The following is a 17,328-nucleotide window of genomic DNA, read 5'->3' as shown; positions in this document are numbered from 1 at the left end:
CGCCGCTCTGTTACTCGCTTCGGCTGGTGCCGGGTGGGCCGGGGGTACCGGACAGGCCGATGCGGGCCGTGATGCGCTTGCCGGCAGGTTCCTGCTCGATGAGCAGGTCCTCGGCGACGGCCTGGACGATCTCCAGGCCGTGCTGGCCGATCCTGCCCGGATCAGCCTTCCGGGCGGTGGGAAGGGTGGGGTCGCTGTCCCACACGACCACATCAACCCTACGGCTGGTGAGGCGCAGTTCCATCCGGACGGGGCCCGGGGCGTGCGTGAGGGCGTTGGTGACCAGTTCGCTGACCACCAGCTGGGTGAGGTCCACGGCACGCTGGGATAGCGGCAGGTGATGGCGGGTGCGGGCCAGGTCGAGGAAGCCGATGGCGCGGTGGCGTGCTTCGGCGATGCAGCCGTTGCCTCCCGCCAGGGTGTAGCCGGTGCGCATCAGGTGTCCGTCCGGCGCGGAGGATTCGTCATCGTCGGCATGGGATCCCACTGGCTCGTCCTCGCTTCCCGTCCATGAGCGCTCGCCTACCCACCGTCCCCGCGTACATGGCTGAGGCACGCTGTTCGGAACAGCCGCCCAAGTGCATCCGGCCGGGGCGGTGGGGCAGAATCATCCGCGCAGGCCCGGATCCGGGGACAGCGTATGGGCAGCCGAGGAGACCGTGACCGACATCGGACAAGCAGGCGGGCCGCAAGGGCTGTCGATCAGGCACCGCGTGGTGGACGGCATACGGGTCGTCACCGTACGGGGCGAGATCGACAAAGAGGTCGAGGACCTCTTCCACGAAGCTCTGCTGCCTGCGGACGGCCTGATGGCGCCTGCCCGGATCGTGGTGGACCTCAGTGGCGTGACCTTCATGGACTCCAGCGGGATCAACGTCTTCGTCACCGCCCATCAACGCGTGAGCGACGCTCAGGGCTGGCTGCGCATCGCCGGAGCCCGGGAGTCCGTCGTGCATGTGCTGCACATCGTCGGGCTCGACACGCTCATTTCCTGCCATCCCACAGTCGAGCACGCCCTGAACGTCTGACCTTCCCTAGCCGGGACGGTCCGTGGTGTCTCCGCGGGTGCGCCTTTGTACTGCCGCGGTCAGCTCGTGGCCCACCGGCTCCGGCAGCGGCCGGCCCAGCGCCCAGGCCGTCAGGGTTTCCGCGACCGAGTGCACCTGGATGTCGGTTCGCTGGGCGACTTCGCGCAGCACCTCGAATCCGGCGGACGGCGAAATGCCGTGCACCGCGAGGAGAACACCGATGGCCTGCTCGACCGACGTGTGGGAGACGAGTGCGTGTGAGAACTCTTCTCCGGGCGCCTTCTGCCGGTTCTCCCTGAGCACGGTGGAGTCGCGCGGGGCTGCGTCTCGGGGGCCGTGCCAGTCCAGGCACAGGACGGTGGCGTCGTCTTTCGGCGGCCGTCCGTCGTAGGCGTCGGCGACCGCGGCGACCAGTGTTCGCACGGCCTCACGTGGATGCTCGGCCGCAGTGGCACGCAGGAGTCCGGGCAGGTCGACTGCTTCGGCTTCGCGTTCCTGCATGCCGTCGGTATAGAGGAGGAGGCGGTCGCCGGGGCGCAGGTCGAGGTCCTGCACCTGGTAAGCGCCCTGCCTGGCGATGCCGAAAGGCAGGTTCACGGTCAGCGGCAGGACCTCGACCGTGCCCTCGCGCAGCCGCAGCGGCCAGGGGTGGCCGGCGTTGACGAGCTTGGCACCGCTCCCGTCCAGGGCGATGCGCAGCAACTGGCCGGTGGCGAAGGTACGCCGTCCGTGGTCGAGGAGGGCCTGGTGGGTCTGGCGGGCCTGTTCGGCGAGGTCCGCTCCGGCGCGGCGAGCGCCCCGGGAGGCGTTGACCAGGAGAGTCGCCATGAGCGAGGCGCTGACGTCGTGGCCCATCGCATCGGTGACGGACAGGTGCAGGGTTTCCTGGTCGAGGCTGTAGTCGTAGGTGTCACCGGCGATGTCGGAGGCCGGGACCAGAGCGCCGGCGAGGGTGAACTCGGGGGCTTCGCAAGCGGCGGCCGAGGGCAGGAGCTGGCGCTGGATCTCCGCGGCCAGACTCACCGCAGTGGTGCGGTTGCCCCAGTGATAGAGGTCGGTGAAGCGGCGGTCGGTGACGATGATGTACGCCAGCGCGTGCGCCGCCTCCTCCACCTGCTCCAGCATCTCTTCGGTGACGTGGGTGAGGAACAGCTCCAGGACACCGATGGTGTCACCGTTCCCTCAGCACGCCCACGCCGTGTGGAACCCCTGCTGCGCGTGTCGCCAGGTCCCTGCGGGCCGGTCGGCCCGACGGTAGGACGACAGGTTGATGGGTTCCGCTGATGTCGTGAAGGACGGGGGACCACTCGCCGATGGCGCCGCTCCCGGCGGGACCCGTCCGGGACAGCGACGCCGACCGGTAGCTCGGCCGCACCCGTGTCCACCCTGCCCCGGGCTCCGCCAGCAGCGCCGGAGGCACAGACCGACGAGGGCTGAACTCCAACAGGCCCTGTCCATCGCGCCGTTGGCCTTTCTGCCGGTGCTTCCGTTTCCGTCCGATCAGTATGGGCATCCGAGTCGAGATCCGGATGGGCGGATCGAATTCGGGACAGGTCGTTGAGGAGGTGTTCATGGAATGGGCTCGGAGGGCTGCCTGCGCTCATGAAGACCCGGAGTTGTTCTTTCCCCTTAGTTCCGCAGGACCGGCACTACGGCAAAAGGTTGCCGCCAAGCGCGTCTGCTCCGTCTGCCCTGTGACCCGCCAATGTCTGGACTGGGCGATCGACGGCGGCCAGGCCCACGGCGCGTGGGGCGGAACGAGCGAGCGAGAGCGCGCTGAACTGCGTCGGACGGCCATCCTGGTGGACGCGCACGAATGAACACCTTGAGGCGGGCAACCCGCCGCGAGGAATGGTTGGTTCCGGTAGGGGATGGGTTCCTCCCCCACGTCCGTCGGGGCCACTCGGTGATCCAGGACAGGGCGACGCGGTCTCCTTGGAGTTCGTCACGGCGAGGGGCATGACACGCAACGAGGTCGGCATCCGGGGCCCGCGGATGTCAGCCCGGCGCCCTTCCCAGCGCTGGCATCGAGCGCCGACGCGGGCCCGCCGCACACCGACACCTGTCGCGGCAGCGCCGACAGCTTCGTTGCATATGCCCGGCATCAGGGAAGGTGGGGGGTGCGCGGTCAGGCAACGGCCGTCCCGGTCGCCGGTCCGCGGCTGGTGCAGGTCCGCCGATGACGGCGCCCGGTTGCTGGAGTGATAACAGGATGACGAGCCACCCGCCCCTGACGGTACGGACGGCCACCGGCCTCACGAGGGTCGTGTGCCTGTCGGGCGCGCTCGGCCCCGACACCTGCCCTGGACTGGAGCGGGAACTGCGGCAGTACCTCGATGAGGTCGGCCGTCACGAGCAACAGCTCGTTCTCGACCTGGCCGACGTGCAGTCCTTGAGCATCGCGGCCTGCCAGACCCTCCGTCACGCCACCGACCACCTGGCGCACTCCCCCGTGCTCGTCGTCGGCGCGGGCCCCGCCGTCCGAGCGGTGCTGGAGCACCGGAAGCTTCCCGGCGTCCGCCTTCATGACACCCTCGCCGACGCGCTGGCCGCCCTGCCCGACGCCGTCTCCGACACGACCGCACAACGTGCGGCCCGACACTCCCACGAGACCGACGGCCTGAGGGACGAGGTATTCGGTCTACGGGCCAGGGCCCGGACCAGGACCCTGATCGGCGTCGCCCAGGGCATCCTCCTCGCCCGGTACGGACTGCCCGGCCCCGATGCCTCGTTCACCCTGCTGCGGGAGGCTTCCCAGCCCCACAACGTACCGTTGGGTGTCCTCGCCTCCGCCGTCGTCAGCGCTCCGCCACCCCAGTCCGACGCCCGCTGGTTCACCGGACGCTCCACCCATATGTCGCCCCCGGCCACGGGTTTCCTGCAGAGGTACGGCATCGACGCCCACGACCGGCGCCAGGTCCTCGCCACGGCCCTCCACGAGGCGGCGAACATCCTCTCAGACGCGAAAGCCGCCGAACTGCACCTGACCGACCCTGCGCAGAACGACGCACTCGTACTCGAACAGCAACTGGCGCTCGACTCCGCGTACCGGGATCAGGCCACCCTTGTCACCGGGCCCCTTACGTGTGCGCCCGCGCGCAGCGAAAACGCGAGCGCGTGACCGTCCCCGACGTCGCGATCGACCCCGATCTCCTGCTCCACCCCGCCGGCCGCGCCCTCCTCGCGGCCGACAGCCGCGCACTCGTCTGCATCCCGCTGACCACAAGCGACGGCCGGTGCACCGGCACCCTGACCCTGCACTGGACCAATCCCGGAACATAGCTGACCGACGAACAGCAACACGCCCTCAGCGCCCTGGCATCCGAGACCGCGGCCTGGCGGTCCTGGTACCGACGCACCGTCGTACTGGACGCGCTCGAATACCTGCACCAGCACCGCGGCGTCCGGACGTCGCCCCCTGCTGGGTAGTTGGGCAGGCCCGCGCCGGGTGACCACGGCAGAGGACGTGACGGAGAACCAAGCGTGGTGCGGGAGCCTGTTTCCGCTTCGGTGTCACGCCGCACCCTCGGCGCACCGCCCGGCCCGGGCATGCGAAATGCCGGTCCCGGAATGCTGCGGTGCGTGATCGGGATCGTCGCCGGTGTTCAGGCAGTGGCGTTCGCGTCGAGGATGCGGGACGGGTCCATGATGCGTCGGACCAGGGCGAAGGCGGTGTCGGCGAGGCTGACCCGGTGGCCGGCGGCATAGTCGGCCAGGAGCCGTCCGGCCTGGCTGACGGAGGCATCATGGTAGGCGGCGATCATGCCCTTGGCGGTCTCCAGGGTGGTCTTGGCCGCGATGGCGCTCTGCACGCGCGTAATGACATCGTCGCTGCGCGGCTCAGTGGGCCAGCGCATCAGCTACAGCGCAGCCGTGTCGCTCAGTGCCTGGGCGAGGGGCAGGTCGTTGCCGGGCAGTTCTCCGGTGCCGGCGTTGAGGAGGGTGACCGCACCCATGGAGCGTTCGTGCAGACGTACCGGCACGGTGTGCAGGGGCCGCGTCCGGTCTGCATCTGCATCAGCTCGATGAACGCGGCTTCGTCGTCGGTGGCGGCCATCGTCTTCAACGTGCCGCGCGCGTCGGCGATCATCACCGCCACGGCGTCCACGTCAAGCAACTGCCGGCAGCTCTGCACCAGGCGGTCGAAGAGGTGCAGCGGGTCGAAATCAGGCGCGTAGGTGTCCGCAAGCTCGACGAACGCCTTGACGACCTCTCGCTCGCGGTTCATGTCCGCTTCCCGGCGTTGTCCTGGCAGATGCGTGCTCCTTCATTCATGATGCATGTCCATGGTGCGCCCGAGCACCCGTGGCCGGGTACTGGAGCGGACCGAGAGTCTGATGGCCGACGCTGTGTACGCGGACCACACGTTCTTCTCCACCTGCGGCAGCTCCCTGTCGGTGAAGGCCGCCATGCCGGCGGTGACCGGCCCGGGCTGTCGGCCCCTCGCCGGACGCGACGCCCACAAGTCGGTGGTGGCCGGAATCTCGTTACCGGACCGAACAGCTTCCTGGACCTTTTCGACGGCGGCTGCCACCGGGTTCTTCGTCGCGCTCACTGGGTTCCGATCTGTCGGAGGGACAGCGCCACGCACGAAGCGATCAGCACTCTGGCAGCCGGTCTGTTCTCGACTGCCGCCCACGGGTGCCCCTCGACACGACGGCTGACACACGTAGCGCCCATCCGACGCCGTAACACGGATGCGTGAAGACGCGAGCCCGATCGGGGTCAGCGTGGTCCTGCCGCCGATCCGTTACGGCAGGCCGAATGTCGCGTCCGCGTGGGTTCCCGCCCTCACGCGGTCGGCGATTCGGTTTCCGGCATGCACACGGTCATCGCGACGGACGGCTGGACACCGAGACCACGGCGCCCGGGTAGACGGCGGCCACGGCGTCCGTCGACGCGGTCGCGCCGTGACTCCGGATGTGCGCGTCGAACGCCCTGTTCGGTCGCCTGGCCGGTCAGAACCACCCGGTACATGCGGAGTTCCGCCAGCAGGTACATCAGGGGCGTCTCGTAGAAGCTGGAGTGTCTGCCTTGACGACGAACAGGACACCGCGTCCGGACGCAGCACCTCCACGAGGGCGCCGTGCGGCGTCGCCGGCGCCTCGTCGAGCAGCTCACGGTTGCGGGAGCGTCACTGCCCCCAGTTGTCGTTGGCGTAGATCACCGGAGTCCCGGCCGCGCGGGCGCGGTCGAGCGACGACACGATCCCCGGCAGCGCCGCCTCGGGGTGGGCAGCAGGAGCTCGGCGTCCGCGCGGTCATAGGTGTTTTGCTCATGTCGATGACCAGGAGCGCCGAGCCGGTCATGCCACCACCTTCACCCTTCGCTACCGTCCTGGCCCGCGAAGGCCGGGGCGAGGGTCATCTCGCCTTCACCGTGAGCCACACCGTGCGCACCCGCTGACGCACGTGGAGCAGAGCCGCGGTGCCCTGCCCAGAGGCCTTCCGAATCGGGACCTGCCGGCGCGGGCCAGTCGTCTCAAGCGCGGCCCCGGGCGGTGCTGCCGTACATGAGGAGGTCTTTGCCGAGCAGGCAAGCGGGAACGGATACCGCGAGGCGTTGCCTCGTCCGTCGGGCCCACGGGCGGCCTTGCGATCTCGTCTGCGTGGGCGTGTCAGAGACCGGTGGCCGGTGCGCTGGAACTCTGGGACGGGTCCGCCGCGACGGTGCCCGCGACACCGGCGCTCGTACGGCCGGCAGACGGCTGCTCGCGGTGGTGGCGGTCGCCACGGGTCTCGGCGACGAGAGTGTCGCAGCAGGCCCGCAGGTCTTCCTCCTGGGCCTTGCGGCGCATCTGCCGCGCGGCGCTTCCGTCGGTGAGGATCTCATCGGTCAGTGTGCTCACGGTCTGCCAGTCGCCGTGAGCCTCCAGTGCGGGACGCAGTCGGGCGAGCAACTGCCGGACAACCGTTGGTGCCGGTGTTTCCTGACGGGACTCGGGATCGACCAAGGCTCCTTCGAGGCCGGAGCGGGCGGCCTTCCACGAAGCGCCCCGCAGCCAGTCGTGCCTGCTCCGGCACTCTGGCGTGGTGCCGGTGCGCAGCCGTTCGCGTGCGTCGGTCACCATCGCGCGGAACAGTCCGGCGATGAGGACGACGGTTTCGACACGCGGGCACGCGTCACAGATGCGTAGTTCCAGCGTTGGCAGGTGGGCGGACGGACGGACATCGTAGTAGATCATCCCCGCGTCGGTAATCACCCCGGACTGGACAAGCTCCTGGAGAAAGGCGTCATAGTCCGCTCCGCTCGCGAAGCAGCCGACCGGTCCCGCGGTGGGCCAGCGCTGCCACATCAGCGTCCGCCAGCTGGCGTAGCCGGTGTCGGACCCGTGCCAGAAGGGCGAGCTGGCCGACATCGCCAGGAGCACGGGCAGATAGGGGGCTACGGCGCACATGACCCGGACCGCCGTGTCGCGGTCGGGTACGTCCACATGTACCTGGGTGCCGCAGATGAGTTGCTCCTCGGCCACCCTGCCGTACTCCTCGACTATCTCCTGGTACCGCGCGTCGGCCGTCGGCCGCCCCGAGGCGGCCGGTGCCAGCGGCGCCGTACCCGCTGCCATCACGGCGAGTCCCAGTGAAGCGCCGGCGGTGTCGAGGCGCTGTCTGGTCGCGATCAGATCTGTGTACAGGTCCTGGAGGGATGCGTGCACTCCGCTGTTCGACTCCACGGTGGACTGATGCAGCTCCGTGGTGAAGTTCCGGCGGGGCAACCGTCTCAGAATCGAGTTCGCCCTCGGTACCAGCAGTCCGCTTTCCACCTCCAGGACGTGGAACTCCTCCTCCACTCCGATCCGCATGTACGTCACCCCCTAAGGTGTGGCCCAAGCGTCTGGCCTGCTCAGGGAGTTGGCCTACCGGGCGAACTGCGTGTGCAACTCCGAGTGCCCAGGAGATCGCGAAGTAGGCACCGAATGCACACCAGGCCCAACGCTCGTACGCCCCGGGGTCGATGCCACAGGGGTGTCGGCCGACCCGTCAGGTACGCAGCGCTCATGGGTGGTCTCCACGCGTTGGCATCGGTGCGCTCTCAGGGGGGAGCGGCGTGGGCATGCGTTTCGTCAACCGTGGCCTGGGCCGTGGGGCGACAAACGTCGTGGTCCCCATGAGTGCTGTCACCGAGGCCGCACTGTCCGTCCTGCGCGGTATGTGGATTCTGGGCGACCGACCCACGGCGCCGGCTTGGCTGAGCCTCGGCGTCGCTCTGTCCACGCTGTGGCTCGCCTCCGGAGCAGGCGCTCGGCGAAAGAGCCGCGCGGCAGGCGCGCAGGTGCCCGCGGATGGGCTCGCCGGCCCGGGGATCGCCGTGCACTACATCGGACTCACGCAGGCAGACTCGGTCAGCGGTCCGCAGCTCGTGGCTCGTGGCTCGTGGCTCGTGGCTCGTGGCTCGTGGCTCGTGGCTCGTGGCTCGTGGCTGCCGGACGTCTGGCGGCCGTCGTTCTTCTGACACCCAGTACCGCGCGGCACTCGCGTCAGATCCAGCAGCCTTGGCCACTGGTGGCCCAGGCCTTAGGGATCGGTGCAGGAGCAGCGCTCGGTCTCGTCCCTCCACCTGCCGACAGTCCAGCGGCAGCAGACGACGGCCATCACTGCTGTCCTGGCCTCCTTGTATCCGGCCATCCCCACGATCCTCGGTCTCACCACGCTGCGCGTTCGACCCGCTCGCGGCGTTGTCGGCGCGTTGGTTCGGCGTGCCGTTCGCGACAGTGGTTCGGACTGGACCAGGAGCAGCACTTCACCGGGCCTCAGGCGTCCGGGTGCGTCCTGGCGGATCCGTCCGGTACGAGATGGCCGTCGCACCCCACGTCCCAGGCCCGTGCCGCGCCCCGGCGGGGGCACGGTGTCGGGGGCCGGCACGTACGGAGGCTCGGGCAAGGACCAGATCGAAGAACCGGCCCGTCACCGGGGCCGGCAGGGCCCTTCATGGCCTGACATCCGATCCGACGCCCCAGCTCCAAGCGCTCCAACTGTTGGACGAACCCCCCGGTGGCCCAACGGCAACGGGGCTGATGAACGGAGTACGGGTGTCGGTCGACCTCGTCGGGTTCCTCGGTGTGGTGCCGGTGGCCTACTTCGTGCCGGGTCCGGACTTCCTCGTGGTGCTCCGGTCGGCGACCGGAGCACCGCTCCAAGGGCCGGGCAGCGGTCCTGGGGGTCCAGGCCGGGCTGTGCGTGCACAGGCTCGCCGCCACCGGCCGGGGAGTGTGTAGCCGGGCCCGGCCTGGGAACTCGTGGCGGCGGACGCGACATTTCGAACGGCGGAGGAACCCATGGCCGTACGACACCGTTTGATCAAGAAGTCTCCCGAGGACGTCTGGACGATCCTGTCCGACGCCGAGCGGTACGGGGACTGGGTCGTCGGTACCTCACGGGCCGAGCTGGACGAAGGACGATGGCCCGAGGTGGGCGCGGCCCTCCGCTACGAGATCAAAATCGGGCCGCTCACCCTGCACAACCAGACCGTCGTACGCCGCAGCGAACCGCCCGCCGTCCTCGAACTGGAGGCGCACAGCGGGCCGTTGGGGACCGCGAGGATCGCGATGGAACTGCGCCCCTGGGGCGAGCAGACCCTGATCATCCTCGACGAGCATCCGCTGCGCGGCGCTGGGGGCGCCCTGCACAATCCTCTGCTGGACGCGGTGCAGCAGGTGCGGAGCCGCGCGATGCTGGCCCGTCTCGCCCGGCTGTGCGAGGACGACGAAGGCACGTCTCGCACGACTTCCGAGCGATCGCGATCGCGACCGCGCACGGCCTGAACCGGCACCGAGACCGGGAGAAAGGCCGCGCCACCGAGCGCGGCGCCACCCACCGAGCGGGGAGCACGTCATGCCGGACGCAGTAGTGATCGGGGCCGGGCCCAACGGGCTGGTCGCCGCGAACCTCCTGGCCGACGCGGGCTGGAGCGTGGAGGTCCTGGAGGCCCAGGACGAGCCCGGAGGCGCGGTCCGCCACGACCGAGGGATCGACCCCGACTTCGCCAGCGACCTCTTCAGCGCCTTCTATCCCCTCGCCGCCGCCTCCCCGGTCCTGGCCGGCCTGCGTCTGGAGCTGGAGGGGCTGAGCTGGAGCCACGCTCCGAAGGTCCTGGCCCACCCGTTGCGGGACGGCCGCTGCGCGGTCCTCAGCCGGGACCTGGAGGAGACGGCCGCGAGCCTGGAGGCGTTCGCCCCCGGAGACGGAGCCGCGTGGAAGGAGCTGCGGGACGTCTGGGAGACACTGCGGCCCGGCATCCTCGACGCCCTGTTCACACCGTTCCCCCCGGTCCGCGCCGGGGCCCGGCTGACGCTGCGGCTGCGGGCGGCAGGCGGCTTGCGGCTGGCCAGGACGATGCTGCTGCCGGTGCGGCGTCTGGGCGAGGAGGAGTTCCGCGGGGAGGGCGGCAGGCTTCTGCTCGCGGGCAACGCCCTGCACGCGGATCTCGCACCGGAGGCGGCGGGCAGCGGCGGCTTCGGCTGGCTCATGTCCATGCTCGGCCAGACCTACGGCTTTCCCGTGCCCACCGGCGGCGCCGGAGCGCTCACCGCCGCCCTCGTCCGCCGCTTGGCCCGCCTCGGTGGAACGGTCCGTTGCGGGGAACGGGTCACCGAGGTCGTTGTCCGAGGCGGCCGGGCCGTCGGCGTCCGCACCGCGGGCGGCGAAGCAGTGGTCGCCCGCAGGGCCGTCCTGGCCGACGTGTCCGCACCCGCGCTCTACAGCTCCCTGGTCGCGGAGCAACACCTCCCCGGGCGACTGCTCACCGACCTGAAACGCTTCCAGTGGGACTTCGCCACGTTCAAGGTCGACTGGGCGCTGAACGGCCCGGTGCCCTGGACCTCCCCGGAGGCCGCACAGGCAGGGACCGTCCACCTCGCGGAAGGCGTCGACGCCCTCACCCGCTTCGCCGCGCAGATCGCCATGGGCCGTGTCCCCGACGAACCCTTCGCCCTCTTCGGCCAGATGACCACAGCCGACCCCAGCCGCTCACCCCGGGGCACCGAGTCTGCCTGGGCCTACACACACGTACCGCACCACGTGCGGGGCGACGCGGGGGACGACAAGCTGACCGGCTCCTGGGATACCCGGGAACAGGAAGCCATGGCAGACCGTGTCGAAACACAGGTCGAACGCTACGCGCCCGGCTTCCGCGGCCTCATCAGAGCCCGGCGTATCCTCGCCCCACCCACGCTGGAGAGCATGAACGCCAACCTCCACGGCGGCGCCATCAACGGCGGCACCACCGCCCTGCACCAGCAGCTGGTCTTCCGCCCCACCCCCGGCACCGGCCGCCCCGAGACGCCCGTGCCCGGCCTCTACCTCGCGTCCGCCTCGGCGCACCCGGGCGGCGGCGTCCACGGCGCCCCCGGAGCCAACGCCGCACGCGCCGCCCTCCACCGGCAACGCACCGGCGCTCTCGCCCACCTCCAGAGCCGGCTGACCCACCGCGACCGCAAAGGGCAGCGCTGACGGTCCGCGTTACCGCCTGCGGCCCATTGCCGAAAGCGATCACAACAGTCGGCCGCCCAAGGCATGGCTCAGTTCGGGGGTGAACGCCTGATGCCGTCGGAACGTCGGCGATCCGAGCGCGCGGACGCTCGGTGGCGGCGGTCCCCGCTGTCTCAGCTCGACACTCCCGAGCCCCGTCGGCCCCGGCCGCCGGAGGGTCACCGAGACTCAGGGCGACACGCCGGCGTGCCGTCATCCGGCGTCCCGGGTGCCGTGTGCCTGCACGGCTGTTGCCAGATGAGCGGCAAGGGACTCGGACAGCGGCCGGTCGGCCGTGCTGTGCAGGAGCGCGTCAGCGATCAGGTGCAGCTTGGTGTTGCTGTGCTGCGAGACGGTCACGAGCACCTGCCATGCCTGCCCACGGGTGAGGCCGAAGAAGGCCGTGAGCATGCCGCAGGCCGCGTCGATCGTGCCGCGGGTCTCCAGCGCCCGGTGCAGGTGCGCGTTCTTCGAGGCAAGGCCGTCGTCGGGTGATGTGGCGGGGAAGAGAGGGGCCGCGCCGGTCAGCTCCAGCAGGCGTTGCACGGCGGGGCTGCTCGCGCGCAGGACGAGGTTCTTCGAGGTCTCCCGGGCGTTCTTGCGCACGAGCAACAGGACGTTGAGGGCGGAGCAGTCGCAGAAATCGACACCCGTGAGATCCAGTTCCAGCCCGTCGTCCGCGTCGCGAAGCGCATCGCCCAGTCGGTGCCGCAGCATGTGCGCGCTGTCCAGGTCCAGTGCGCCGCTCACGGTCGCCACGAGCCGACCGCCGACCACGCCGACATCCACCGTTGCGGACGCTGGTGTCGAGGGCGGGATCGTGCTGCCGCACTCGGTGCAGGTTCCCTCGGCCGGACGTAGAGCCGCGTGGCAGGACATCGGAGGCTCCTGGAACATGTCGACGACTCCTTACGGCTCCACTTTCACCCCACCTCCCATTCACGTCAACCAATACACGAAAACTGATTCACCCTTTTGAATACGCGAAACACCCGCCCTATAGTCAGACCATGGACCGAGCCGCTGAACCACGTCCGGGCTGGACGTTCCTGACCAACCACTCCCGCGTCCTGGCAGCCATCGCCGCAGACCACACCACCCGCGTCCGCGACATCGCGGTGCGCTGCCAGCTGACCGAGCGAGCCGTTCAGAAGATCATCGCCGACCTGGAAGACGGCGGGTATCTCACCCACGTCCGGGAAGGCCGCTCGAACGTCTACCGCATCGCCTCCGCCACGGCGCTGCGTCATCCCGCCGACGCCCCGGCCTCCGTCGCCGATCTGCTGGCCGTCCTGGCCCAGCACGACGGCGCCCGCCCGGTCGCTTCCCGCCCTGACACGGACGAAGAGCACCGGCCCGGCACAACACCGTGACGCGCTCCTCGTGGCAGCGCCGGCCCGCCCGTGGGCACACCCGCTTGTCGGTGTACGCGTCGGGCGCGAAGTAGGCGGTGGCCGGCCGCATTCTTACCTCCGCCGTCGCGGTCATCACGCCTGCGTGAACGCAAGCTCCGGAGACCCGGCAGTCCCATAGGCAAAGGCGTCACCCCTGCCGATCACATCACCAACCGGCAGGGTCGCGATCCGGATTGGACGTTTGTTCGGCCTCGGTCGGTGCACACGAAGGGCTGACACAACTTTTGTCCGAGGAAGCGGAGACACACACCATGGGCATCATCGCGTGGATCGTCATCGGCCTGCTCGCCGGAGCCATCGCCAAGCTCCTGATGCCGGGCAAGGACCCCGGCGGCATCATCGTCACCATGCTCATCGGCATCGTCGGCGGTCTCCTCGGCGGCTGGCTCGGCAAGGTGATCTTCGGCGTCGACTCCATCGACGGGTTCTTCGACCTCTCCACCTGGATCGCCGCGATCGTGGGCTCCCTCATCCTGCTGCTCCTCTACCGCGTGGTCACCGGCAACCGGCACTCGCACCGGCACGCCTGACCGACGAAGGCACACGCCAACACCAGCTGAACGGCTCCCTCCTGACTCACAGGACGGGAGCCGTCGGCATGCCCGGGGCTCCGACGGGGGCCGCCCCCAACCGCGTACAGGACTCCGGCCACGCCCCACGCGAACCGGCCAGTCGCCGTACCGCAACCCCGTCGTACGCCGACGCCATGAACATCGGCAGAAACCGGCTCGCCCCACTGGCCCCGAGTGGGACTCCGACCGCTGGGTACTCGGACGCGCGACCACACCCTGCCGTGAGAGGGAAGGCACCGTGAGCGACCGCCGTCCGGAGCGTCCCAGCGACGACAGCGTCCCCAGGGCCGGACCCACGCCCAGGAACAGGCCCGACCGGCCGACAGTCGCCGGGCACGACACCCGCGATGCGGAACGGGCCGCGTGGACCCTCACACTCCGCGGATCCCCGATTCGGGCATCCCGTACCCGATGAACCACCCCCCTGACGCCTGGCGCGCCGTACCCCTCCCCGTGGGCGACTCTGGAAGCGACACCCACCCGCGACGTAAGGACACACCATGGGTGTGCGGACATGGATCAGCGACTGGCCGGCGTTCCGTCAGCTCACCGGAACCGATCCCCTGGGCCGCGGCCGAGCCGCGATGTCGACGCGCACCAGACACCTCAGGCCGCGCACGGACACCGCCGACCGGGTGGTGAGTTCGGTGTGCCCCTACTGTGCGGTGGGCTGCGGCCAGCAGGTCTACGTCAAGGACGACAGGGTCGTCCAGATCGAGGGCGACCCGGACTCCCCCATCAGTCGAGGGCGCCTTTGTCCCAAGGGTTCGGCCACGCTCCAGCTCACCACCGGCTCGGCCAGGCGTCACGAGGTGCTGTACCGGCGGCCGTACGCCACCGACTGGGAGCCCCTCGACCTGGAGACCGCCATGGACCTGGTGGCCGACCGGGTGATCGAGACGCGGCGGCGGACCTGGGAGTGGGAGTCCGAGGGGCTGCGCACCGCGCGCACCCTCGGCATCGCCAGTCTCGGCGGCGCGACCCTCGACAACGAGGAGAACTACCTCATCAAGAAGCTACTGACCGGCCTCGGGATCATCCAGGTGGAGAACCAGGCCCGGGTCTGCCACAGTTCCACCGTCGCCGGACTCGGTACCTCCTTCGGCCGGGGCGGTGCCACCACCTTCATGCAGGACCTCCAGCACGCCGACTGCATCGTCATCCAGGGCTCCAACTTCGCCGAGGCCCACCCGGTCGGCTTCGAGTGGGTGATGGAGGCGAAGGCGCGCGGCGCCCGGGTCATCCACGTCGACCCACGTTTCACCCGCACCAGCGCGCTCGCCGACCTGCACGTCCCGATCCGCGCCGGCAGCGACATCGCGTTCCTCGGCGCGATCATCAACCACGTCCTGACCGAGGAGAAGGACTTCCGCGAGTACGTCCTCGCCTACACCAACGCCGCCACCCTGGTGAACGAGGACTTCCGCGACACCGAGGACCTCGGCGGCGTCTTCTCCGGACTGGACGAGGACAAGCACCACTACGACCCGAGCAGTTGGCAGTACGAGGGCGTCGAGGTGCAACAGCCGACGGGTGAGGTCGACGAACAGTACGAGGAGCGCGTCCACGGCTCCGGCGGCCCCGAGGCACACGGCTCGGGCGGCGCCCAGACCACGAGCCGACCGCCCCGCGACGAGACACTGAGCCACCCGCGCTGCGTCTACCAGATCCTCAAGCGCCACTACGCCCGCTACACACCGGAGTTGGTGGAGGAGGTCTGCGGCGTACCGCGTGCGAAGTTCCTCCAGGTGTGCGAGGCCCTGACCGCGAACTCGGGCCGCGAGCGCACCAGCGCATTCGTGTACGCGGTGGGCTGGACCCAGCACTCGGTCGGCGCCCAGTACATCCGCGCCGCGAGCGTGCTCCAACTGCTACTCGGCAACATCGGCCGCCCCGGCGGCGGCATCCAGGCGCTGCGCGGCCACGCCTCCATTCAGGGCTCCAGCGACATCCCCACCCTCTTCAACCTGCTGCCCGGCTACCTCCCCATGCCACACGCCCACGCGCACGAGAACCTCGACGCGTTCATCGACGCCAGCCGCACCGACAAGGGCTTCTGGGGCAACATGCGGGCCTACTTCGTGAGCCTGCTCAAGGCGTACTACGGCGACGCGGCCACCGCCGCCAACGACTTCTGCTTCGACCACCTGCCGCGCCTGACCGGCTCCCACTCCACCTACGACACGGTGCTGGCCCAGCTCGACGGCGTGTGCAAGGGCTACTTCCTGATGGGCGAGAACCCTGCGGTGGGCTCCGCCAACACCCGGCTGCAACGGCTCGGCATGGCCAACCTGGAGTGGCTCGTCGTCCGCGACTTCTCCCTCATCGAGTCGGCCACCTGGTGGCAGGACGGCCCGGAGATCGAGACCGGCGAACTGCGTACCGAGGACATCGGCACCGAAGTGTTCTTCTTCCCCGCCGCCGCCCACACCGAGAAGAACGGCTCCTTCACCAACACCAACCGCTGGCTCCAGTGGCACCACGCGGCCGTCGAGCCCGAGGGCGACGCCCGCAGCGACCTGTGGTTCATGTACCACTTGGGCCGCCGCGTCAAGGAGCGGCTGGCCACCTCGACCGACCCGATGGACCGGCCCGTACAGGATCTGACCTGGGACTACCCGGTGGACGGACCGCTGCGGGAGCCGATCGCCGCCGCCGTGCTCGCCGAGATCAACGGCCACGGCCCGGACGGGGCCCCGCTCTCGGCGTACACCGAACTCAAGGACGACGGCTCGACGCGCTGCGGGTGCTGGATCTACTGCGGGGTGTACGCGGACGGCGTGAACCAGGCTGCCCGCCGTCGGCCCGGAAGCGAACAGGACTGGGTGGCCGCCGAGTGGGCCTGGGCGTGGCCCGCCAACCGCCGCGTCCTCTACAACCGGGCGTCGGCCGCCCCGGACGGCACACCGTGGAGCGAGCGCAAGGCGTACGTGTGGTGGGACGAGGCCGAGGAGAAGTGGACCGGGTACGACGTCCCGGACTTCGTACCCGACCGCGCCCCCGACTTCGTACCGGACGAGGACGCGACCGGCCCCGACGCGCTGCGCGGCGACGACCCGTTCATCATGCAGACCGACGGCAAGGGCTGGCTGTACGCCCCGGCGGGACTGGAGGACGCCCCCCTCCCGACCCACTACGAACCGCAGGACTCGCCCTTCGGCAACGCCCTCCACCCCTCCACACCCCGCTCACCCGTACGCCAGTTGGTGACCCGGGAGGGCAACCGGTACCACCCCAGCGGCGACGAGAAGGGCGCCGAGACCTTCCCGTACATCGTCACCACGCACCGCCTCACCGAGCACTTCACGGCGGGCGGAATGAGCCGCTGGTCGCCGTACCTCTCCGAACTCCAGCCGGAGTTCTTCTGCGAGGTCTCACCCCAGCTGGCCGCCGAACGCGGCCTGGAGCACATGGGATGGGCCACCATCGTCACGGCCCGCAACGCGATCGAGGCCCGCGTCATGGTCACCCCCCGGATCACCCCGCTGACCGTGCGCGGCCGGACGGTCCACCGGATCGGCCTGCCCTTCCACTGGGGGCCCAACGGCGTGGCCACCGGAGACGCGGCCAACGAACTCGTCGCGATCGCCCTCGACCCCAACTCCCATATTCAGGAGGACAAGGCGCTGACCGCCGACATCCGCCCGGGCCGCCGACCGCGCGGACCGGACCTGCCGAAACTGGTCGCCGAATACCGCAGCCGCGCGGGCATCACCGCCAACACCGGAACGGACACAAGGAAATGACGGACCGTCACTTTCTGAGCGGCACGGAGCCCGACCCCGCACACGACGCCGGGCACCCCGAACCCCCGCCCCGCGTCGGCTTCTTCACCGACACCTCCGTG

The 17,328-nt window shown here is 70.0% G+C and carries 17 protein-coding genes and 2 pseudogenes; 12 read left to right on the top strand and 7 right to left on the bottom strand.

Annotated features, from left to right (window positions below):
• Positions 1–10: 10 nt before the first annotated feature.
• A complete protein-coding gene (locus tag JHN63_RS18040) occupies positions 11–487 on the bottom strand; it encodes an ATP-binding protein (RefSeq protein WP_307781912.1) in 477 nt (158 codons plus the stop codon).
• Between the two features lie 172 nt (positions 488–659).
• Here JHN63_RS18040 and JHN63_RS18035 point away from each other — a divergent pair, with 172 nt between their 5' ends.
• Entirely contained in the window at positions 660–1,028 is a 369-nt protein-coding gene (locus tag JHN63_RS18035) for an STAS domain-containing protein (RefSeq protein ID WP_200682094.1), read from the top strand.
• Positions 1,029–1,034: 6 nt separating this feature from the next.
• On the opposite strand, the gene JHN63_RS52740 is transcribed toward JHN63_RS18035, so the two are convergent.
• Entirely contained in the window at positions 1,035–1,331 is a 297-nt protein-coding gene (locus tag JHN63_RS52740) for an ANTAR domain-containing protein (RefSeq protein ID WP_307781915.1), read from the bottom strand.
• 15 nt (positions 1,332–1,346) lie between these two features.
• Positions 1,347–2,204, bottom strand: a pseudogene (locus JHN63_RS18030) (PP2C family protein-serine/threonine phosphatase); the annotation flags it as partial.
• Positions 2,205–2,533: 329 nt separating this feature from the next.
• Here JHN63_RS18030 and JHN63_RS18025 point away from each other — a divergent pair.
• The 3 genes from JHN63_RS18025 (at position 2,534) to JHN63_RS18015 (ending at position 4,310) form a co-directional block, all read left to right on the top strand.
• Positions 2,534–2,848 (top strand): WhiB family transcriptional regulator, encoded by a 315-nt coding sequence (locus JHN63_RS18025; protein WP_307781911.1) that lies wholly within the window; start codon positions 2,534–2,536, stop codon positions 2,846–2,848.
• A gap of 392 nt (positions 2,849–3,240) precedes the next feature.
• Positions 3,241–4,149 carry an ANTAR domain-containing protein gene (locus JHN63_RS18020; RefSeq protein WP_200682093.1) on the top strand — a complete coding sequence of 303 codons (909 nt, stop codon included), beginning with the start codon at positions 3,241–3,243 and terminating at the stop codon, positions 4,147–4,149.
• On the top strand, positions 4,146–4,310 hold the full coding sequence (locus JHN63_RS18015) for a hypothetical protein (RefSeq protein ID WP_200682092.1): 165 nt from the start codon (positions 4,146–4,148) through the stop codon (positions 4,308–4,310). Before JHN63_RS18020 ends, JHN63_RS18015 begins: the two co-directional genes overlap by 4 nt.
• Before the next feature lie 323 nt (positions 4,311–4,633).
• Here the strand turns inward: JHN63_RS18015 and JHN63_RS18010 are convergent, their stop codons facing one another.
• Positions 4,634–4,885: an ANTAR domain-containing protein gene (locus JHN63_RS18010; RefSeq protein WP_200682091.1), complete on the bottom strand. Its 252-nt coding sequence runs from the start codon at positions 4,883–4,885 to the stop codon at positions 4,634–4,636.
• A gap of 23 nt (positions 4,886–4,908) precedes the next feature.
• Positions 4,909–5,256 (bottom strand): hypothetical protein, encoded by a 348-nt coding sequence (locus tag JHN63_RS18005; RefSeq protein ID WP_200682090.1) that lies wholly within the window; start codon positions 5,254–5,256, stop codon positions 4,909–4,911.
• Between the two features lie 73 nt (positions 5,257–5,329).
• Here JHN63_RS18005 and JHN63_RS53955 point away from each other — a divergent pair.
• Both JHN63_RS53955 and JHN63_RS53950 read left to right on the top strand, forming a co-directional pair.
• A pseudogene (locus tag JHN63_RS53955) lies at positions 5,330–5,692 on the top strand (hypothetical protein); the annotation flags it as partial.
• A 613-nt stretch (positions 5,693–6,305) separates the two neighbouring features.
• Positions 6,306–6,434: a hypothetical protein gene (locus tag JHN63_RS53950; RefSeq protein WP_267953774.1), complete on the top strand. Its 129-nt coding sequence runs from the start codon at positions 6,306–6,308 to the stop codon at positions 6,432–6,434.
• 211 nt (positions 6,435–6,645) lie between these two features.
• Here the strand turns inward: JHN63_RS53950 and JHN63_RS17995 are convergent, their stop codons facing one another.
• Positions 6,646–7,830, bottom strand: coding sequence for a glutamate--cysteine ligase (locus JHN63_RS17995; RefSeq protein ID WP_200682089.1), 1,185 nt, complete (start codon positions 7,828–7,830; stop codon positions 6,646–6,648).
• A gap of 305 nt (positions 7,831–8,135) precedes the next feature.
• Here JHN63_RS17995 and JHN63_RS17990 point away from each other — a divergent pair, with 305 nt between their 5' ends.
• The 3 genes from JHN63_RS17990 (at position 8,136) to JHN63_RS17980 (ending at position 11,476) form a co-directional block, all read left to right on the top strand.
• Entirely contained in the window at positions 8,136–8,480 is a 345-nt protein-coding gene (locus tag JHN63_RS17990; protein WP_200682088.1) for a hypothetical protein, read from the top strand.
• An 823-nt stretch (positions 8,481–9,303) separates the two neighbouring features.
• Positions 9,304–9,789, top strand: coding sequence for an SRPBCC family protein (locus tag JHN63_RS17985; RefSeq protein ID WP_200682087.1), 486 nt, complete (start codon positions 9,304–9,306; stop codon positions 9,787–9,789).
• 70 nt (positions 9,790–9,859) lie between these two features.
• A complete protein-coding gene (locus JHN63_RS17980; protein ID WP_200682086.1) occupies positions 9,860–11,476 on the top strand; it encodes an NAD(P)/FAD-dependent oxidoreductase in 1,617 nt (538 codons plus the stop codon).
• A gap of 231 nt (positions 11,477–11,707) precedes the next feature.
• On the opposite strand, the gene JHN63_RS17975 is transcribed toward JHN63_RS17980, so the two are convergent.
• Positions 11,708–12,391: an anti-sigma factor antagonist gene (locus tag JHN63_RS17975; RefSeq protein WP_234477301.1), complete on the bottom strand. Its 684-nt coding sequence runs from the start codon at positions 12,389–12,391 to the stop codon at positions 11,708–11,710.
• A gap of 113 nt (positions 12,392–12,504) precedes the next feature.
• Here JHN63_RS17975 and JHN63_RS17970 point away from each other — a divergent pair, with 113 nt between their 5' ends.
• The 3 genes from JHN63_RS17970 to fdh all read left to right on the top strand — a co-directional run bounded on the left by JHN63_RS17970 (position 12,505) and on the right by fdh (position 17,227).
• Positions 12,505–12,867, top strand: a complete 363-nt coding sequence (locus JHN63_RS17970; RefSeq protein ID WP_200682085.1) for a winged helix-turn-helix domain-containing protein — start codon at positions 12,505–12,507, stop codon at positions 12,865–12,867.
• Between the two features lie 293 nt (positions 12,868–13,160).
• Complete coding sequence (locus JHN63_RS17965; protein WP_200682084.1) at positions 13,161–13,439, top strand: GlsB/YeaQ/YmgE family stress response membrane protein; 279 nt, start codon at positions 13,161–13,163, stop codon at positions 13,437–13,439.
• Positions 13,440–13,981: 542 nt separating this feature from the next.
• Positions 13,982–17,227: a formate dehydrogenase gene (fdh, locus tag JHN63_RS17960; RefSeq protein ID WP_200682083.1), complete on the top strand. Its 3,246-nt coding sequence runs from the start codon at positions 13,982–13,984 to the stop codon at positions 17,225–17,227.
• Positions 17,228–17,328 lie beyond the last annotated feature (101 nt).

This window comes from Streptomyces sp. MBT65 (genome assembly GCF_016612545.1).
Lineage (GTDB): Bacteria > Actinomycetota > Actinomycetes > Streptomycetales > Streptomycetaceae > Streptomyces.
This window is presented reverse-complemented; position numbering and strand designations above follow the sequence as displayed.